Annotated in this window: 16 protein-coding genes; 14 read left to right on the forward strand and 2 right to left on the reverse strand. The window is 66.5% G+C overall.

What is annotated here, in order from left to right; genetic code table 11:
* The first annotated feature begins 35 nt into the window (after positions 1 to 35).
* The 12 genes from AC5LXK_RS19460 (at position 36) to AC5LXK_RS19515 (ending at position 15,035) form a co-directional block, all read left to right on the forward strand.
* Entirely contained in the window at positions 36 to 1,007 is a 972-nt protein-coding gene (locus AC5LXK_RS19460) for a dipeptidase (protein WP_175841053.1), read from the forward strand.
* Between the two features lie 140 nt (positions 1,008 to 1,147).
* Positions 1,148 to 1,681, forward strand: coding sequence for a DUF5943 domain-containing protein (locus AC5LXK_RS19465; RefSeq protein ID WP_006488993.1), 534 nt, complete (start codon positions 1,148 to 1,150; stop codon positions 1,679 to 1,681).
* A 68-nt stretch (positions 1,682 to 1,749) separates the two neighbouring features.
* A complete protein-coding gene (locus AC5LXK_RS19470; protein WP_493393093.1) occupies positions 1,750 to 3,813 on the forward strand; it encodes an oxidoreductase in 2,064 nt (687 codons plus the stop codon).
* Between the two features lie 3 nt (positions 3,814 to 3,816).
* Entirely contained in the window at positions 3,817 to 5,742 is a 1,926-nt protein-coding gene (locus tag AC5LXK_RS19475; RefSeq protein ID WP_493393094.1) for a (Fe-S)-binding protein, read from the forward strand.
* 4 nt (positions 5,743 to 5,746) lie between these two features.
* Entirely contained in the window at positions 5,747 to 6,916 is a 1,170-nt protein-coding gene (locus AC5LXK_RS19480) for an electron transfer flavoprotein subunit alpha/FixB family protein (protein ID WP_493393095.1), read from the forward strand.
* Positions 6,913 to 7,698, forward strand: a complete 786-nt coding sequence (locus AC5LXK_RS19485) for an electron transfer flavoprotein subunit beta/FixA family protein (protein ID WP_493393096.1) — start codon at positions 6,913 to 6,915, stop codon at positions 7,696 to 7,698. The genes AC5LXK_RS19480 and AC5LXK_RS19485 overlap by 4 nt, the downstream gene beginning before the upstream one ends.
* A gap of 52 nt (positions 7,699 to 7,750) precedes the next feature.
* The gene (locus AC5LXK_RS19490) at positions 7,751 to 8,992 is read left to right on the forward strand and encodes an aromatic ring-hydroxylating oxygenase subunit alpha (protein WP_493393097.1); all 1,242 of its coding nucleotides are present in this window, start codon (positions 7,751 to 7,753) and stop codon (positions 8,990 to 8,992) included.
* Positions 8,993 to 9,021: 29 nt separating this feature from the next.
* Complete coding sequence (locus AC5LXK_RS19495) at positions 9,022 to 10,170, forward strand: FAD-binding oxidoreductase (protein WP_493393098.1); 1,149 nt, start codon at positions 9,022 to 9,024, stop codon at positions 10,168 to 10,170.
* Positions 10,171 to 10,304: 134 nt separating this feature from the next.
* Positions 10,305 to 11,168, forward strand: a complete 864-nt coding sequence (locus AC5LXK_RS19500) for a glycine betaine ABC transporter substrate-binding protein (RefSeq protein WP_493393099.1) — start codon at positions 10,305 to 10,307, stop codon at positions 11,166 to 11,168.
* Positions 11,169 to 11,393: 225 nt separating this feature from the next.
* Positions 11,394 to 13,049 (forward strand): trimethylamine N-oxide permease, encoded by a 1,656-nt coding sequence (locus AC5LXK_RS19505; protein ID WP_493393100.1) that lies wholly within the window; start codon positions 11,394 to 11,396, stop codon positions 13,047 to 13,049.
* Positions 13,050 to 13,255: 206 nt separating this feature from the next.
* Positions 13,256 to 13,867: a TetR/AcrR family transcriptional regulator gene (locus tag AC5LXK_RS19510; protein ID WP_493393101.1), complete on the forward strand. Its 612-nt coding sequence runs from the start codon at positions 13,256 to 13,258 to the stop codon at positions 13,865 to 13,867.
* A gap of 175 nt (positions 13,868 to 14,042) precedes the next feature.
* Complete coding sequence (locus AC5LXK_RS19515; RefSeq protein ID WP_493393102.1) at positions 14,043 to 15,035, forward strand: DMT family transporter; 993 nt, start codon at positions 14,043 to 14,045, stop codon at positions 15,033 to 15,035.
* 33 nt (positions 15,036 to 15,068) lie between these two features.
* On the opposite strand, the gene AC5LXK_RS19520 is transcribed toward AC5LXK_RS19515, so the two are convergent.
* Both AC5LXK_RS19520 and AC5LXK_RS19525 read right to left on the reverse strand, forming a co-directional pair.
* Positions 15,069 to 15,953: a formyltetrahydrofolate deformylase gene (locus AC5LXK_RS19520; protein WP_493393103.1), complete on the reverse strand. Its 885-nt coding sequence runs from the start codon at positions 15,951 to 15,953 to the stop codon at positions 15,069 to 15,071.
* Positions 15,954 to 16,124: 171 nt separating this feature from the next.
* Positions 16,125 to 17,030, reverse strand: a complete 906-nt coding sequence (locus AC5LXK_RS19525; RefSeq protein WP_493393104.1) for a choline sulfate utilization transcriptional regulator — start codon at positions 17,028 to 17,030, stop codon at positions 16,125 to 16,127.
* A 239-nt stretch (positions 17,031 to 17,269) separates the two neighbouring features.
* Between AC5LXK_RS19525 and betC the strand changes: the two genes are divergently transcribed.
* Positions 17,270 to 18,805, forward strand: coding sequence for a choline-sulfatase (gene betC / locus AC5LXK_RS19530; RefSeq protein WP_493393105.1), 1,536 nt, complete (start codon positions 17,270 to 17,272; stop codon positions 18,803 to 18,805).
* Positions 18,806 to 18,850: 45 nt separating this feature from the next.
* On the forward strand, positions 18,851 to 19,816 hold the full coding sequence (gene choX, locus AC5LXK_RS19535) for a choline ABC transporter substrate-binding protein (RefSeq protein ID WP_493393106.1): 966 nt from the start codon (positions 18,851 to 18,853) through the stop codon (positions 19,814 to 19,816).
* Positions 19,817 to 19,954 lie beyond the last annotated feature (138 nt).

Raw genomic sequence — 19,954 nt, forward strand, 5'->3', positions numbered from 1 at the left:
ACCCCACAAGAACAGACCCACGAGCGAGAGCAGATATGAGCACGCTGCATCAGGACAGCATCATCATCGACGGACTGAACATTTCGAAGTTCGAGAAGCCGGTGTTCGAGGACATGCGCAAGGGCGGCATCACCGCCGCGAACTGCACGGTGTCGGTGTGGGAGAACTTCGCCAAGACCGTCGACAACATCGGCGTGATGAAGAAGAAGATCCGCGACAACGGCGAGCTGCTGACGCTCGTGCGCACGACGGACGACATCTTCCGCGCGAAGAAGGAAGGCAAGACCGGGATCATCCTCGGCTTCCAGAACGCGCATGCGTTCGAGGACAACCTCGGCTACATCGAAGCGTTCGCCGACATGGGCGTGCGCGTCGTGCAGCTCTGCTACAACACGCAGAACCTGGTCGGCACCGGTTGCTACGAGCGCGACGGCGGCCTGTCGGATTTCGGCCGCGAAGTGATCACCGAGATGAACCGCGTCGGCATCATGGTCGACCTGTCGCATGTGGGCGGCAACACGTCGTCGGAAGCGATCGCGTTCTCGAAGAAGCCGGTGTGCTACTCGCACTGCCTGCCGTCGGGCCTGAAGGAACATCCGCGCAACAAGAGCGACGTGCAGCTGAAGGAGATCGCCGATGCGGGCGGCTTCGTCGGCGTGACGATGTTCGCGCCGTTCCTGAAGCGCGGGATCGAAGCGAATATCGACGACTACATCGAGGCGATCGACTACGTCGTGAACCTGATCGGCGAAGACGCGGTCGGCATCGGCACGGATTTCACGCAGGATTTCGCGAAGGAATTCTTCGACATGCTCACGCATGACAAGGGCCGCTATCGCCAGCTGACGAACTTCGGCAAGGTGATCAACCCGGACGGTATCCGCACGATCGGCGAATTCCCGAACCTGACCGCCGCGATGGAACGCCACGGCTGGAAGGAGTCGCGCATCCGCAAGATCATGGGCGAGAACTGGGTGCGCGTGTTCAAGGACGTGTGGGGCGCGTAAGCGCCGCATCGAGCCGAACCGCTACCCGCGATTCAACATTAGAAAAATCGGGACGTGCCCGCGCAAGCCGCGCGGGCGCGCGGACGATGTCGCGCCTGCGCACTGAGCCGCGCGGCCACTTTCCTCACGGAGTCACCACGATGCAACCGCAACTGCCGATCAACGTCGATCCCGATACCGGCGTCTGGACCACCGATGCACTGCCGATGCTGTACGTGCCGCGCCACTTCTTCACGAACAACCACGTCGCCGTCGAGGAAGCGCTCGGCGTCGAAGCGTATGCCGAGATCCTCTACAAGGCCGGCTACAAGTCCGCTTACCACTGGTGCGACAAGGAAGCGAAGCTGCACGGCCTGACCGGCATGGCGGTGTTCGAGCACTACCTGAAGCGCCTGTCGCAACGCGGCTGGGGCCTGTTCTCGATCATCGAGGCCGATCCGGCCAGCGCGCGCGCGAAGATCGAGCTGCGCCACTCGTCGTTCGTGCTCCAGCAGCCGGGCAAGGAAGGCAAGCTCTGCTACATGTTCGCGGGCTGGTTCGCCGGTGCGATGGACTGGGTCAACGACACGACGCCGGAAGGCAAGGGCGCACCGCGTGCGCAGTCGAAGGAAGTGCAGTGCGCGGCCGAGCATCACGACCACTGCGTCTTCGAAGTGTCGCCGATCGCGCACTGATGCACTGATTCACCGAAACAGAACAACACCCGCAACACGAGACATTCGAACGCCAGAGGTCGCCAGCGATGCGTTATCCCCACCTGTTCAAACCCATGCAGCTGAACCAGCTGACGCTGCGCAACCGGATCGTCAGTACCGCGCACGCGGAGGTGTATGCCGAGCCGGGCGGCCTGCCGGGCGACCGCTATATCCGCTACTACGAGGAAAAGGCGAAGGGTGGCGTGGGCCTCGCGATCTGCGGCGGGTCGAGCCCGGTGTCGATCGACAGTCCGCAAGGCTGGTGGAAATCGGTGAACCTGTCGACCGACAAGATCATCGATCCGCTCACGCGCCTGGCCGACACGATGCACAAGCACGGCGCGAAGATCATGATCCAGGCGACGCACATGGGCCGCCGCTCGTCGTTCCACGGCGAGCACTGGCCGCACCTGATGTCGCCGTCGGGCGTGCGCGAACCGGTGCACCGCGGCAACGCGAAGATCATCGAGATCGAGGAAATCCGCCGCATTATCGGCGATTTCGCGGCGGCCGCGAAGCGCGTGAAGGCAGCCGGCATGGACGGCATCGAGATCTCGGCCGCTCACCAGCACCTGATCGACCAGTTCTGGAGCAAGCGCTCGAACCACCGCACCGACGAATGGGGCGGCAGCCTCGAAAACCGCCTGCGCTTCGGCATCGAAGTGCTGACGGCGGTGCGCGAAGCGGTCGGCAAGGATTTCTGCGTCGGCCTGCGCATGTGCGGCGACGAATTCCACGAGGACGGCCTCGATCACGAAGCGCTGAAGGAAATCGCGCAGGCGATGTCGGAGACGGGGCTGATCGACTACCTGAGCGTGGTCGGCTCGGGCGGCGACACGCACAACACGATCGCGAACTGCATGCCGCCGATGGCATTGCCGCCGGAGCCGTTCGTGCACCTCGCGGCCGGCATCAAGTCGGTCGTGAAGATTCCGGTGATGCACGCGCAGAGCATCCGCGATGCGGGCCAGGCCGAGCGCCTGCTCGCGACCGGCATGATCGACCTGGTCGGCATGACGCGCGCGCAGATCGCCGATCCGCACATGGTGATCAAGATCCGCGACGGCCGCGAAGACGAAATCAAGCAGTGCGTCGGCGCGAACTACTGTATCGACCGTCAATACAACGGCCTCGACGTGCTGTGCATCCAGAACGCGGCGACGTCGCGCGAAGCGACGATGCCGCACGTCATCGAGAAGTCGCGCGGCCCGAAGCGCAAGGTCGTGGTGGTCGGCGCCGGCCCGGCGGGCCTCGAGGCGGCGCGCGTCGCGAAGCTGCGCGGCCACGACGTCGTGCTGTTCGAGAAGAACGCGGAAGTGGGCGGGCAGGTGATGATCGCCGCGAAGGCGCCGCAGCGCGAGCAGATGTCGGGGATCATCCGCTGGTTCGACATGGAGACGAAGCGCCTGGGCGTCGACCGCCGCCTCGGCGTGGCCGCCGACGAGAAGATGATCATGGCCGAGAAGCCGGACATCGTCGTGCTCGCGACGGGCGGGTCGAGCTTCACGTGGCAGGTGCCGGGCTGGGGCGTGGCCGAGGGGCTCGCCGTCAGCTCGTGGGACATCCTGACCGGCAAGGTCGAGCCGAAGCAGAACGTGCTGCTGTTCGACGGCGTGAGCACGCATGCGGGCGCCGGCGTGGCCGATTTCATGGCGAGCCGCGGCTCGAAGGTCGAGGTCGTCACGCCGGACGTGAAGGTCGCCGACGATTGCGGCGGCACGACGTTCCCGATCTTCTATCGCCGCCTGTACGCATTCGGCGTGATCCCGACGCCGAACACGATGCTCGATCGCGTCTACGAAGAGAACGGCAAGCTGATCGCCGTGCTGCGCAACGAGTACACGGAAGAGCTGGAAGAGCGCGCGGTCGACCAGGTGGTGATCGAGAACGGCTCGTCGCCGAACGACGAACTGTACTGGAAGCTCAAGCCGGAATCGGTGAACCGCGGCCAGATCGATCCGCACACGCTGTTCGCGGCCGAGCCGCAGCCGTGCCTGTCGGAAGAACTCGGCAACGGCCGTTTCCTGCTGTTCCGTGTCGGCGACTGCATCTCGATGCACAACGTCCACGGGGCGATCTACGACTCGCTGCGTCTCGTGAAGGATTTCTAAAAGATGAACCCGTCCTTCCTCATTACCGCCCTGTTGTGGCTGTCGGTGGCGGGGCTCGCGTTCGCGGTCGCGAAGCGCTCGTCCTACTGGCGTCTGGGCCGCGCCACGGCGCCCGGCTCGTTCGGCGTCGCGAACCTGTTCGCGATCCCGAAGCGCTATTTCGTCGACCTGCACCACGTGGTCGCCCGCGACCCGTACATCGCGAAGACGCACGTCGCCACCGCCGGCGGCGCAATCGGTGCGCTCGCGCTGGTGTTCATCAACTACGGCCTCGCGATCTACTCGCCGTGGCTCGACAAGCTGATCTTCCTCGCGGCGCTCGCGATGCTGGTCGGTGCGGTGTTCGTGTGGCGCCGGCGCGCGGCGAAGGACGTGCCGGCCCGGCTGTCGCGCGGCCCGTGGAATACGCTGCCCTGGCTGCTCGGCTCGTTCGCGCTCGGCCTCGTGCTGTTCATGCTGGTGCCGACCGGTGCGATGTCGGGCGCATTCGCGGTGATCTGCGCGCTGCTGATCGGCATCGGGGCATTCACGATGACGGTCGGTGCGGCCAAGGGCGGCCCGATGAAGCATGCGATCGCCGGCCTGCTGCACCTCGCGTTCCACCCGCGCCAGGAGCGTTTCGCCGCGACGCGCGAATCGTTCACGGGCAACGGCACGGCCACGCCGCCGACCGCGCTGAAGCTGCCGGATATCGAGCATCAGGAATACGGCGTCGCGAAGCCGGTCGAATTCCGCTGGAACCAGCTGCTGAGCTTCGACGCCTGCGTGCAGTGCGGCAAGTGCGAAGCCGCGTGCCCGGCGTTCGCGTCGGGCCAGCCGCTGAACCCGAAGAAGCTGATCCAGGATCTCGTCGTCGGGATGGCCGGCGGCACCGATGCGGCCTATGCGGGCAGCCCGTCGCCGGGCCTCGCGGTCGGCCAGCATCGCGGCGAGCCGAATGGTCCGATCGTGTCGGGCCTGATCGAGGAACAGACGCTGTGGTCGTGCACGACCTGCCGCGCGTGCGTGCAGGAATGCCCGATGCTGATCGAGCACGTCGATGCGATCGTCGACATGCGCCGCAACCGCACGCTCGTGCACGGTACGGTGCCGGGCAAGGGCCAGGAAGTGCTCGCGAACCTGCGCGAGACGGGCACGATGGGCGGCTTCGACACGGCCGCGCGCTACGACTGGTCGGTCGACCTGAGTGCGCCCGTCGCGCAGCCGGGCAAGCCGGTCGACGTGCTGTTCGTCGCGGGTGAGGGCGCGTTCGACATGCGCTACCAGCGCACGTTGCGCGCGTTCGTCAAGGTACTGAACAAGGCGGGCGTCGATTACGCGGTGCTCGGCTCGACCGAAACCGACACGGGCGACGTCGCGCGCCGGCTCGGCGACGAAGCGACGTTCCAGCAGATGGCGAAACGCCTGATCGGCACGCTCGGTACGTTGTCGTACAAGCAGATCGTGACGGCCGATCCGCACGTGATGCACAGCCTGCGCAACGAATACCGCGCGCTCGGGCTGCGCGTGACGGTCAAGCATCACACGACCTATCTCGCCGAACTGGCCGACAGCGGCAAGATCGTGCCGAAGGCCGTCGAGGCGCTGCAGGAAAAACGCACCACGTATCACGATCCGTGCTACCTCGGCCGCTACAACGGCGAGACGGACGCGCCGCGCAAGCTGCTGAAGACGATCGGCATCCAGGTCGTCGAGATGGAGCGCAACGGCATGCGCGGCCGCTGCTGCGGCGGTGGCGGCGGTGCGCCGCTGACCGACATCCCGGGCAAGCAGCGCATTCCCGACATCCGCATCGCCGACGCACGCACGATCGGCGCGGACGTGGTCGCGGTTGCGTGCCCGAACTGCACGGCCATGCTCGAAGGCGTCGTGGGCCCGCGCCCCGACGTGCTCGACGTCGCCGAACTCGTTGCCGCCTCGCTGGAGTGAATCGATGAACACGATCAAACGAATCGATCCGCGCCGGCCGTTCATCATCACGGCCGCCGGCCTGAAGCGCATCACGCTCGGCGAGGAAGGCAGCGCCGATGCGAACGCCGTGCACGGGGCCGCGCACGGCCATGGCGCCGCGGCCGCGAAGCCGCGCCGCGCGCTGCAGGATCCGAAGCACGTGATGCTGGTCGTCGCGCACAGCGAACGCGGCGCGCTCGATGATCATTCGCGGCAGGCGATCGCCGCCGCCGCCGTGCTCGCCGATGCGCAGACCGAAGTCGCGCTGCTCGCGTTCGGCGAGTTGAAGGACGACGTGGCCGAGCTGGGCGTCGACAAGCTGCTCGAGCTGACCGGGTTCGAGCGCCGCGCGTTCGATCCAGAAAGCGAACTGCAAGCGTTGCAGGCCTGCGTGGCCGCGCTGGCACCGAAACACGTGTTCGTGCCCGACAACGCGACGGGCGACGGCGATCTCGGCCGGCGCTATGCGGCGGCGGCGGGCGCGAGCGTCGCGACCCACGTCGTCGAAATCGACGCAAAGCATGTCGGCGTGTTTGCGCAGGCCGGACGCGCGTTTGCCACGCGTGCGCTGCCCGACGTGATCCTGCTCGCGCAGAACGCGGTCGATGCGAAGCTGCCGTTCGTCGGTGCGGGCGAACGCCTGGCCGCCGACTTCATCCGCCCCACGCTTGGTGCCGCGCAGCCGTACCGCGATCTCGGCCTCGACGAAATCGACGCGGCGCAGGTCGCGCTCGAGGAAGCCGATTTCATCGTGTCGGCCGGCAACGGCGTGTCCGACATCGGCGCGTTCGAGCAACTGGCCGGTGCATTCGGCGCAGCGATCGGCGCGAGCCGCGTCGCGGTCGACAACGGCCACTTCACGCGCGACAAGCAGGTCGGCGCCACCGGCAAGACGGTCGAGGCGAGCGTGTACATCGCGTTCGGCATCTCGGGCGCGGTGCAGCACTTGCAGGGGATCAAGGACTGCCGCCACGTGATCGCGGTGAACCTCGACGGCAGCGCGCCGATCGCGAAGCGCGCGAACCTGACGGTGGTCGGCGACGCGCAGGGGACGATCGCCGCGCTGATCGAGCAGGTGCAGGCCGCGCGTGCCGCGCGCGGCGAATCGCCGGCTGCGGTCGGCACCCGTGAACCCGAAGGAGTCGCCGCATGAACGCCCCCCGCACCTTGCAACGCATCGCGGTGCTCGTGTCCGTCGGCCGGCATCCGGTCAGCGGCGTCGCGCGCTACAGCCGCAACGACGCAGCCGCGCTCGAAACCGGCCGCCAGCTCGCCGAGCAGCATCGGGCGACGCTCGACGTGATTCACGCGGGCGACCCCGCGAACGGGGCGCTGGCCGAATATCTCGCGCTCGGCGCGCGGGAGGTCGAGGTGCTGGCCTGCCGCGACGACGACGATGGCGTGCACGCGCTCGCTGCGCGCGTCGAAGGCTACGACCTCGTGCTGACCGGCACGCGCGCCGAAGGCGCATACGACACCGGGATGCTGCCGTACCGCATCGCCGCGGCGCTCGGCTACCCGCTCGTCGGCTCGGCCGTCGACGTGAAGGTCGACGGCGGCCGCGCGGCGGTCCGGCAATTTTTGCCGAAAGGGCTGCGGCGGCGCGTCGACGCCGTGCTGCCGGCCGTCGTGGCCGTCCATCCGCTCGCCAACGCCGAGCCGCGCTACGCGTATGCGCGGCTGCGCGCCGGCGCGATCCGGCCGGCGCTCGCGGCGCCCGGCGCGGACGCCGACGCGGCCGCGTGGAAGGTCGGCCCGGTCGAGCGTAAACCCGTAAAACTGGTCGCCGCCGAGAAGCGCTCCGGGCATGCCCGGATGCTGTCCGCGACGACGACCGAAAGCCGTGGCGGCAACGTCGTAAATGAAGGGAGTTCGGTCGAAAAAGCACAAGTGATCCTCGCGTATTTGCGCGAGCATCAGCTCATCGACTACTGATTTTGATGCCTGTCGGCAAGAACCCAGGGATGCAAGGAATCCGGAGCAAACGATGAAAGTATCGGCAGACATTCGTGCATTGATCGAGCGGCGCAAGGAAGGGCACAGCCTCGACGCACCGTTCTACACGAGCGAGGACATCTTCGCGCTCGACATGGAGGCGATTTTCCGCCAGCACTGGATCCAGGTGGCGATCGAGCCGGACATTCCGGAGCCGGGCGACTACGTGACCGTGGAACTGGGGAGCGATTCGATCCTGATCGTGCGCGACGACGACATGGCGATCCGCGCGTTCCACAACGTGTGCCGCCATCGCGGCGCGCGCCTGTGCAACGAGGACAAAGGCTCGGTCGGCAACATCGTGTGCCCGTACCACAGCTGGACTTACAACCTGACCGGCCAGCTGATGTTCGCCGAGCACATGGGCGAGAAGTTCGACCGCTGCAAGCACAGCCTGAAGTCGGTGCACGTCGAGAATCTCGCCGGCCTGATCTTCGTCTGCCTCGCCGACGAGCCGCCGGTCGATTTCGCGCAGATGCGCGCCGAGATGGAGCCGTACCTGCTGCCGCACGACCTGCCGAGCACGAAGATCGCCGCGCAGATCGACATCATCGAGGAAGGCAACTGGAAGCTCACGATGGAGAACAACCGCGAGTGCTATCACTGCGTCGCGAACCATCCGGAGCTGACGATCTCGCTGTACGAATACGGCTTCGGCTACCAGCGTTCCGACGCGAACGCCGAAGGCATGGACGCATTCGCGGAGACGTGCGTGCGCCGCGGGAAGGAGTGGGCCGAGATGGGCCTGCCGTCGGAAGAGATCGAAAAGCTGCTCGACGTGACGGGTTTCCGCACGCAGCGCCTGCCGCTCGACCGCAGCGGCGAATCGCAGACGCTCGATGCGAAGGTCGCGTCGAAGAAGCTGCTCGGCGGCTTCGACAAGGCCGACCTCGGCGGTCTGTCGTTCTGGACCCAGCCGAACTCGTGGCACCACTTCATGAGCGATCACATCGTGACGTTCTCGGTGATCCCGCTGTCGGCCGGCAAGACGCTCGTGCGCACGAAGTGGCTCGTGCACAAGGACGCGAAGGAAGGCATCGACTACGACGTGAAGAACCTCACGGCCGTGTGGAACGCGACCAACGACCAGGATCGCGCGCTCGTCGAGTTCTCGCAGCGCGGCGCGAACAGCAGCGCGTACGAGCCGGGCCCGTATTCGCCGTTCACGGAAGGTCTCGTCGAAAAATTCTCGGCCTGGTACATCGGCCGGCTCGCCGAAAAAACCGGCGCGTAGTACTGAGCAGCGGACAAGCGGAGCAAGACATGATGCGAGATGCGGCCAATTTCGAGCCGACGGACAGCCGGGTCACGCGCCCGGCGTTCTGGAACGCCCTTCCCGAGCGCTGGACGAGCGACGTCGAGGAAACGCTGGTGTGCTGCCACGTGCGGCAGGAAACGCACGACGTGAAGAGCTTCTTCTTCCGTTCGCCGCAGGGCCGCTCGTTCTCGTTCGAGCCCGGGCAGTTCCTCACGCTCGAGCTCGACATCGACGGCGAGACGATCAACCGCTGCTACACGATTTCGTCGTCGCCGGCACGGCCGCACACGGTGTCGATCACGGTGAAGCGCGTGCCGGGCGGCAAGGTGTCGAACTGGCTGCACGACAACCTGCAGCCGGGCGCACCGGTGCGCGTGCTCGGCCCGGCCGGCGAATTCACGTGCGCACGGCATCCGGCGCGCAAGTACCTGTTCCTGTCGGCCGGCTCGGGCGTGACGCCGCTGATGTCGATGAGCCGCGCGCACCACGATCTCGCCGAGGATCGCGACATCCTGTTCGTGCACAGCGCCCGTACGCCGGACGACATCATTTTCGCGCGCGAGCTCGACCTGATCGCGTCGAATCACACGAACTTCCGTACGTCGTTCGTCGTCGAGCGCCTGGGCTCACGCACGAACTGGCCGGGCGTCACGGGCTTCCTGACGCTGCCGCTGCTGAAGCTGATCGCACCGGATTTCATGGAGCGCGAAATCTTCACGTGCGGCCCCGCTCCGTACATGAAGGCCGTGCGCGACCTGCTGGACGAAGGCGGCTTCGACCGCAAGCAGTATCACGAGGAGAGCTTCTCGTTCGAGACGCTCGCGCAGACCGCGAGCGACGAACTGCTCGCCGAGCTCGCGCCGCCGGTTGAAGGCGACGACGCGGACACGAAGCAGTACACGGTCAGCTTCGCGAAGAGCAATCGCGAGATTGCGTGCGGCTCGGCGCAGCACGTGCTCGACGCGGCGCGCCAGTCCGGCGTGCGGCTGCCGGCGTCGTGCACGCAGGGCATGTGCGGTACCTGCAAGGTGAAGCTCGTGTCGGGGCAGGTCGACATGAAGCACAACGGCGGCATCCGCCAGCGCGAGATCGACCAGGGGATGGTGCTGCTGTGCTGCAGCAAGCCGCTGTCGGATCTCGTGATCGACAAGTAGTCGAAACGCGCCATCGGCTGTCCGGGCGCGTCGCGTCCGGACAAGCATCTGTCGGAAAACGACGATACCGCGGATTTGTGGTTGAAGAACCTAGAGAGACAACGCGCGCGGTGCGCATATCAAGGAGATCGACCATGAAGCTGTTCGGAAAACTGTTGTGGACCGGCGCACTGTCGGCGATGGTGGCATTGAGCGCGTCGGCACTCGCCGACACGAAGCCGACGCTGAAGATCGGCTACGTCGAAGGCTGGGACGACAGCGTCGCGACGTCGAACGTCGCGGCCCGCGTGATCGAGAAGAAGCTCGGCTACCAGGTGCAGCTCGTGCCGGTCGCGGCCGGGATCATGTGGCAGGGCGTCGCGCGCGGCGATCTCGATGCGACGCTGTCCGCGTGGCTGCCGGTCACGCACGGCTCGTACTGGGACGAGTACAAGACCAAGGTCGTCGACCTTGGCGCGAATTTCCCCGATGCGAAGATCGGCCTGATTGTGCCCGCGTACGTGAAGGCGAAGAGCATCGACGACCTGAATGCGGAGAAGGCCAGCTTCGGCGGCCGGATCGTCGGCATCGATGCGGGCGCCGGCGTGATGCGCAAGACCGACGACGCGATCAAGAGCTACGGGCTGAACTACACGCTGATGCCGAGCTCGGGCGGGGCGATGACGGCGGAGCTGTCGCGCTCGGTGAATGCGAACAAGCCGGTCATCGTCACGGGCTGGGCGCCGCACTGGATGTTCGCGAAGTGGAAGCTGCGCTTCCTCGAGGATCCGAAGAAGGTGTTCGGCGGCGCCGAGCACGTCGACAGCGTCGTGAATCCGGGGCTCGAAACGAAGGCCAAGCCGGTCGTCGCGTTCCTGAAGAAATTCCAGTGGAAGCCGGGTGAAATCGACACGGTGATGCTCGCGATCCAGAACGGCGCGAAGCCGGAAGCGGCTGCCGACGCGTGGATTGCAGCGCATGCGGACCGTGTGAATGCGTGGACGGAAGGCGCGCAATAAGACGCGACGATTCGCCGCGATAAAAACATGAAGAGACGGTCCGGGATTGATTGCTAGGAATGCGAAATAAACGCACTGCGATGCGGTCATATCCCGGAATTATTTTTTTGATTCTGCAAAAAATCCCGTAAATTGTTACACTACGGCCCTTGTGCGGAGTCATCTGCTTTGCATCGGAACAGAGTAAGCGCTGAAGCGCTAACGCTGATCGAGAGGAGGAATTGGATGAGTCAGGCAGGACTGCGTGCGAATCGCACCAGTGATGTTGAGGCAACCATCTCACATGATTCGACGGGCCACACGCTGCATCGTGGCCTGACTTGGAAAGACGCTTTTTGGGTAACGAGCGGCGTGCCGGCAGGCGTGCTGTTCACGATCGGCGGCGTATGCGCGACGATCGGCCAGCCTGCGTGGGCGATCTGGATCGCCGCGATCACGATGGGGCTGATTCAAAGCGCGACTTATGCGGAAATATCGGGGCTATTTCCCCATAAATCGGGCGGCGCGTCCGTGTATGGCGCGATCGGCTGGGTCCGTTACAGCAAGCTGATTGCCCCGGTTTCCGTGTGGTGCAACTGGCTCGCGTGGTCGCCGATGCTTGCGCTCGGCTGCGGCCTCGCGGCGAGCTATGCGCTCACGAGTCTCTTTCCCGCCAACGCGGCGGTGCTGCACTGGCAGCTCAAGATTGCGGATCTCGGTTTCATCAAGCCGGGTCTGTCCCTGCGGATCAACGCGACGTTCATCATCGCGACGATCTTGCTTCTCATCACGTTCAAGCTTCAGCACAGCGGTGCGTCGAAGGCTGCGCGCACGCAGCGCATTCTCGGCATTGCATCGCTCACACCGCTGCTGATCGTCGGCATCGTGCCGTTCGTCACCGGCGACGTGCCGATGTCGAACCTGCTCCCGCTGCTACCGCTCGGTCACGACGCGCACGGCAACCTCACGGCCGCGATGTTCGGCACGTGGAACGGGCAGGGCGTCACGATGGCGCTCGGCGCGATGTTCATGGCCGGCTGGGCGTCGTACGGTTTCGAAACGGCCGTCTGCTATACGCGTGAATTCCGCGATCCGCGCCGCGATACCGCGAAGGCGATCTTCTGGTCGGGCGCACTGTGCCTCGTCGTGATGACGCTCGTGCCGCTGGCGTTCCAGGGCGCGCTCGGTACGCAGGCGATGCTCGATCCGTCGATCGGCGACGGCACCGGCGTCGCAGCCGCGATGGCGAAGATCGTCGGCGGCGGCGCGTGGGTCGCGAATGCGATCGTCGTGATGCTGATGCTGTCGATCCTGCTGATCGTGATGACGTCGATGATGGGCTCGTCGCGCACGCTGTACCAGGCATCGGTCGACGGCTGGCTGCCGAAGTACCTGTCGCACGTGAACGAGCACGGCTCGCCCACGCGCGCGATGTGGACCGACCTCGGCTTCAACCTCGTGTTGCTGATGATGTCGGACTACATGACGGTGCTGTCGATCTCGAACGTCTGCTACATGCTGTTCGTATTCCTGAATCTTCAGTCGGGCTGGATCCACCGGATGGATCGCGGCAACTGGGATCGTCCGTTCCGCTGCCCGACCTGGCTGCTGGTCGGAGGCGCGATCTGCGGTTATGCGAACCTCGTCTATGTCGGTGCGGGCGCGAACCTGCAGGGCGACGGCACGCTGCGCAACGGGCTGATCGCGATGCTGCTGATCGTGCCGGTGTTCCTGTTCCGCCACTACTGGCAGGATCGCGGCCGGTTCCCGGCGCAGATGCAGCGCGACATGGAGCTTGAAGTGCCGAAGCGCGCGATGTGGCTGAACCTGATGCCGTACGCCGCGCTGATCGGCGCAGGGCTGACGATCTGGCTGTCGTATTACTTCGCATGGGTGAAGTGACGCATCGGGCCGCGTAGCGGCATGCTCCGCCCGGAAACCGCACGCGGGCGTTGCGATCTATCTCCCGGCAACCAACGAAAGCCCGACCGGCTGCAACCGGTCGGGCTTTCGTCGTTCATGGCTGACAGCGGAGCCGGCCTGCACGGCGCGAGCACGCGATCGACGGCGCTTGATTTTGGGAATGATCAGTTCTAATATCCGCATTCATGAGCCCGATTTCTCCCGGCTCCCGCGACAGGGGGCGTCCACGCGAATTCGACACCGACGAGGTGATCGACGCGGCCGCACGCGTGTTCTGGGAGCAGGGGTATCACGCGACGTCGATCGACACGCTGTGCGAGGCGACTGGCGTCTTCCGCGGCAGCCTGTACCGGACGTTCGGCGACAAGCACGGATTGCTGGTCGCCGCGTTCGACCGTTACGCGGAAGGCGCGATCGCGCGGCTCAAGGAGCGTCTCGCGGCGAACCTGCCGCCGCGGCAGGCGCTCAGGGACGCACTGCTGTACTACACGGAAATCGGTGTGCGACTGACGGAGCGCCGCGGCTGCTTCATTACGAATTCGGCCGTCGAGCTGCTGCCCGGCGACGACGCGTTGCGGCCGTACATCGAATCGACGCTGCTGCGGATCGGTACGCAGTTCAGCCTTGCGGTGGCGCGCGGCCAGCAGTCGGGCGATTTCGACCGGAACCTCGATCCGGAAGAGGTCGGGCGGTTCCTGCTGTGCCTGATCCAGGGCATGCGGGTGCTGGGCAAGTCGAGTGCGTCGGAGGCGGAACTGGCGTCGATCGTCGAAATCGCGATGCGGGCGCTGACCTGATTTTTTTGATTATTTTGAGAATGATCGGTCTCGAATGGCGCGTACGCCACGTACGCCACGTACGGCTGTCGGGACCGTGAAGGGCAAGCAGATTCGGCAACGAAGTTGAAAGCACGCCGCCGCTGCGCACATCCGCATCGGCATCATGGTTCAATTAATTTGGGAACGATCGGTCATGAATGATTCGATTAACGGAATACCGGCCGCAAGCGTGTACGGGAAGGGCATCGCGGCATGTGTGAGCGCGACGATCCTGATGGGCGTGATGTTTCCGGTGATGACCGATGCGCTGCGATACATCGATCCCTTCACGTTCACGTCGCTGCGTTACCTGATCGCGGGTATCGCGTTCGTCGTGCTGTTGAGGATCGTCGAAGGGCCTGGTGCATTCCGCGCGGCCGGCGAATCGGTGCCGCTTGCATGGCTGCTCGGTTCGATCGGTTTTTGCGGGTTCGGATCGTTCGTGTTCCTGGGCCAGCAACTGGCCGGCGACCAGGGCGCGCTGACCGCATCGATCATGATGGCGACGCAGCCGATGATGGGGCTCCTGCTCAACGCGCTGGTGCGGCGTGTCGCGCCCGCGCCGGTGTCGGTGCTGTTCGTCGTGCTGTCCTTTACCGGCGTGGCGCTCGTGATCACGCGCGGCGACGTGATTGCCGCATTGCACGAACCGCAGCACTACGCGGCCAATGCACTGATCATCGTCGGCGCGTTGTGCTGGGTCGTCTATACGTTCGGGGCGGCGCGCTTCACCGGCTGGTCGGCGCTGAAGTACACGACCTTCACGACGTGGCTCGGCCTGACCACGATCGTCGCGGTCAACCTGGTGTTGATCGCGACGCACCGGATCGTGGCGCCGTCATGGGCCGCCGTGCATGCGGTGCTGCCGCATCTCGCGTACATGGGGCCGGTGGCCGGCTTCGGCGCGATCCTGTTGTGGATGACGGGCAACCGCAACCTGGGGCCGATGAACGGCGTGCTGTTCATGGACATCGTGCCGATCACCGCCTTCATCGTGTCCGCGCTCACGGGTGTGGTGCCCAACCGTGCGCAGGTCGCGGGCGCCGCGCTGACGGGCGTGGCGCTGATCCTCAACAACCTGTACCTGCGGCGCAGGGCGCGGCGAACCGGCACGGCGCCGGTGCGCGCGCCGGCGGCTTCCGCATGACGGACGGCGGTTGCCGGCCGCAGTGCCACCCGCTTACGGGAACACCACCGTGCGATCGCCGTTCAGGAACACGCGCCGCTCGATGAACGCCTTCACTGCGCGCGCGAGCGTGATGGATTCCACGTCGCGCCCGACCGCGAGCAGTTGCTCGGGCCGCAGCGCATGATCGACGCGCTCGACGACCTGCTCGATGATCGGGCCTTCGTCGAGATCGTCGGTGACGAAGTGCGCGGTCGCGCCGATCAGCTTCACGCCGCGCGCATGCGCCTGGTGATACGGCTTCGCGCCCTTGAAGCCGGGCAGGAACGAGTGATGGATGTTGATCGCGCGATGCGCGAGCTTCGCGCTCGTCTCCTGCGACAGCACCTGCATGTAGCGCGCGAGGATCACGAGCTCGGCGCCGCTCGATTCGAAGAAGTCGAGCCATTGCGCTTCCTGCTGCGCCTTGGTGTCGGCCGTGATCGGGAAGTGCCGGAACGGCAGCCCGTGCTGCACGGCGAGCGGCTCGAAATCGGGGTGGTTCGACACGATGCCGACGATGTCCATCTTCAGCTCGCCCATGCGCCAGCGGAACAGCAGGTCGGCGAGGCAGTGCTCGAGCTTCGACACCATGATCAGCACCTTCGGCCGCGCGTTCACGTCGTGGATCGCCCACTGCAGGTCGCCCTGTTCGCCGCCGAGGCCGGCCGCGATCGGCGCGAATTCCTGGCGCAGCGCGTCGATCTGCAGCGTTTCATCCGTCGGATGAAAGACGCAGCGCACGAAGAAGCGGTTGCTGAGATCGTCGTCGAACACGTTCAGCGCATCGACATAGCAGTGATGGCGATCGAGAAAGCCGACGACGGCGGCGACCTGGCCGGCCGCGCTCGCGCACGACAGCGTCAGGACGAATTGATCGGGGCGGTGCTCGGCGGTCATGAGATTCCTCGAATGGCAGGGGGGCGCACGGCCGTGCGGCGGCGCACGACGGCGCCGTACCGCGCGGGTAGCGGGAGCCTCAAGTAAATCAGGACGATTTCGGGGCGGATAGAACCAACGCGCCGTGTGGCTGGTATCGGCGCGTCAGCGGGCGGCGGCGGGTACGCCCGGTCAGGCCCCCGCGCACGCGTCGAGCAGCCAGCGCCGGAACACGTGCGTCGCGTCGGGCTCGGGCCGCTGCGGCGGCCGCACCAGGAAGTAGCCGCGCGACGTGACGACGGGGGCGTCGATCAGCTTCACCAACTGGCCGGACGCGACCAGCTCGTCGACGAGCGGCGACCAGCCGAGCGCGACGCCTTCGCCGAGCAGCGCCGCGTGGATCACGAGCGCGTAGCTGTTGAAGGTCACGCCGCGCGCGGCAGCCGGCGGTTCGAGGCCGTGTGCGTCGAACCAGCCCGTCCACGACAGCCAGCGCTCGGGGCGCGTCGGCTGTACGTGCAGCAGCGGCAGCGCGAGCAGGTGGTCCGCCCGCGCGACGTCGGGGTGCGCGTCGCGGAATGCGGGCGAGCACACGGGCGTGACGGATTCGGGGAAGAGCCGCGCGGCCGTGCACGACGGCCAGTGGCCGTCGCCGAACAGGATCGCGATGTCGCCGTGGTCGCGCTGCGCGTCGTAATCCTGTGACGTGACGACGCGCACGTCGACGTCCGGCATCACGCGCTTCAGCCCGGCCAGCCGCGGCATCAGCCAGTAGGTCGCGAAACCGAAGTCGGTGACGATCGTGAGCGCGCCGTGCTCGCGGCGCGCGCGCAGCGTCGCGGTCGCGCCGCGCAGCGTGTCGAGGCTCAGCCGCACCGCTTCGTACAGGCACTGGCCGTCGGCCGTCAGCGTGACGCCGCGCGGGCTGCGTTCGAACAGCGGCACGCCCAGTTCGGCTTCGAGCTGGTACACCTGCTGGCTCACGGCCGGCTGCGTCGAGCCGAGCTCGCGCGCGGCGGCCGTGAAGCTCGCGAGCCGGGCGGCCGACTCGAACGCACGCAGCGCCTGCATCGACGGTAACGCTTCGGGTTTCGACATAAGTCTCTCTAATGGCCCCATAAGGGCCGGACGCCTACCCGCGCGAATTCGGGCGGGCGATAGTGCACCGGACGGTACGGCACACGCGCTTCATGGCCGCCGGGCAACGCCTTCCGCGATTCTAGCCAGCGCGGGCCGCACGCGCGGCAGTTTCTGCGGGCCGTTTCCGTCATGCCGGACGTCTCGCCGCCCGAGCGGCGCGCCGTTCCATTCGAACACCGCTTTCCCCACGAACGCCGATGACGAACCCGACTCCCAACATCCTGATCCTGATGGCCGACCAGCTCACGCCGTTCGCGCTGCCGGCCTACGGCAACCGCGTCGCGCGCACGCCGACGCTCGACCGTCTCGCCGCCGAAGGCGTGGTGTTCGACGCCGCATACTGCGCGAGCCCGCTGTGCGCGCCGTCGCGTTTCTCGCTGCTGACGGGCAAATTGCCGTCGGGGATCGGCGCCTACGATAACGCCGCCGAATTGCCGGCGCAAACGCTGACGTTCGCGCACTACCTGCGCGCGGGCGGCTACCGGACGATGCTGTCCGGCAAGATGCACTTCTGCGGGCCCGACCAGCTGCACGGTTTCGAGGAGCGCCTCACGACCGACATCTATCCGGCCGATTTCGGCTGGGTGCCCGACTGGGACCACCCGACCGAGCGGCCGAGCTGGTATCACAACATGAGTTCGGTGCTCGACGCGGGCCCGTGCGTGCGCACGAACCAGCTCGATTTCGACGACGAGGTCACGTTCGCCGCGAAGCAGAAGCTCTATGACGTCGCGCGCGAGCGCGCGGCCGGGCACGATGCACGGCCGTTCTGCATGGTCGTGTCGCTGACCCATCCGCACGACCCGTATGCGATCACGCGCGACTACTGGGATCTCTACAGAGACGACGAGATCGACATGCCGGCCGTGCGGCTCGATGCGGCGGAAAGCGATCCGCATTCGCAGCGGCTGCGCTTCGTCTGCGAGACCGACCGCACGCCGCCGACCGACGCGCAGGTCCGCGCCGCACGCCATGCGTACTACGGCGCGACGTCCTACGTCGATACGCAGTTCGGCAGCGTGCTGGCCGCGCTCGAACAGTGCGGGTTCGCGGACGACACGATCGTGATCGTCACGTCCGACCACGGCGACATGCTCGGCGAGCGCGGGCTCTGGTACAAGATGACGTTCTTCGAAGGCGGCTGCCGCGTGCCGCTGATCGTCCATGCGCCGGGCCGCTTCGGCGCCGCGCGCGTGCGCGGGCCCGTGTCGCACGTCGACCTGCTGCCGACGCTCGTCGACCTGGCCGGCGCCGCGCCGGCCGGCGGCTGGCCCGACCCGGTCGACGGCGCGAGCCTCGTGCCGCACCTCCACGGCACGCCCGCGCACGACGTCGCGCTCGGCGAATACCTCGCGGAAGGCGCGGTCGCGCCGGTCGTGATGATCCGTCGCGGCGACTGGAAGTACGTGCATTGCCCGCTCGATCCCGACCAGCTCTACAACCTGTCGGACGATCCGCGCGAGCTGACCAATCTCGCGGGCCTGCCGGAAGCCGCCGACGTGCTTGCCGCGTTCCGCGCGGAAGCCGCGCGGCGCTGGGACCTGCCCGAACTCGACCGGCAGGTGCGCGCGAGCCAGCGGCGCCGGCGTTTCCATTACGCGGCGACGACGCAGGGCCGCATCCAGGCGTGGGACTGGCAGCCGTTCACCGACGCGAGCCAGCGTTACATGCGCAATCACATCGAACTCGACACGCTCGAGGCGATGGCGCGTTTTCCGCGGGTCGGGCGCTGAGCGTCCCGCCTCGCGAACCTTGAAGAACGACGGAGGAAGCGGACGATGAAACGGCAATGCAATGCAGCAATCCGGATCGGCGCGGCGCTCGCCGCGGCCGCGTGCCTGACGACGGCGCCGGCCGCGCGGGCGGCCGACCCGCAGACGTGCAGCGACGTGAAGATGGCGGCGCCCGGCTGGACCGACATCGACGCGACGAACGCGATGGCGGGCGTCGTGCTGAAGGCGCTCGGCTACCGGCAGGATGTGGCGAACCTGTCGGTGCCGATCACGTACCAGGGCCTGAAGAAAGGGCAGGTCGACGTGTTCCTCGGCAACTGGATGCCCGCGCAGGCGCCGCTCGTGAAGCCGTTCGTCGACGAGAAATCGATCGACGTGCTGCACGCGAACCTGAGCGGCGCGAAGTTCACGCTCGCGGTGCCCGATTACGTGGCGGCCGCCGGAGTGCATACGTTCGCCGATCTCGCACGCTATGCGGACCGCTTCGGCGGCAAGATCTACGGGATCGAGCCCGGTGCGCCCGCGAACCAGAACATCAAGCGGATGCTCACCGACCACGCGCTCGGCCCGGCGAACTGGTCGCTCGTCGAATCGAGCGAGACGGGCATGCTCACGCAGGTCGAGCGCGCGGTGCGCGACAAGCGCTGGATCGTGTTTCTCGCGTGGGAGCCGCACCTGATGAACACGAAGTTCCACCTGACCTACCTGTCGGGCGGCGATGCGTATTTCGGTCCGAACTACGGCGGTGCGACGGTCAACACGGTCACGCGTTCCGGGTTCGCGGGCCAGTGCGCGAACCTCGCGCGGCTGTTCCGGCAGATGACGTTCTCCGTCGACGCCGAGAACCGGATGATCGCCGACATGCTCGACAACAAGACGTCGCCCGCGCTCGCGGCGCAGCATGCGCTGAAGGCCGATCCGTCGCTGGTCGCCGGCTGGCTGGACGGCGTGACGACGGCCGCCGGCGCACCGGGCCTGCCGGCCGTGCGCGCGGCCCTCGACAGCCATTGATTCCCTCCCTCCGGGCGGCCGGTTCGACCGTGCCGCCTGTCTACGTGTTTTCCCGACCGGGTCGCATCGTGACCATTTAGTGTCGCCTTCAGACGGGTGATGCGAAATATGGGTTTGTATTTTTCGCCAATGGCTGCG

The organism is Burkholderia pulmonis (assembly GCF_984667975.1).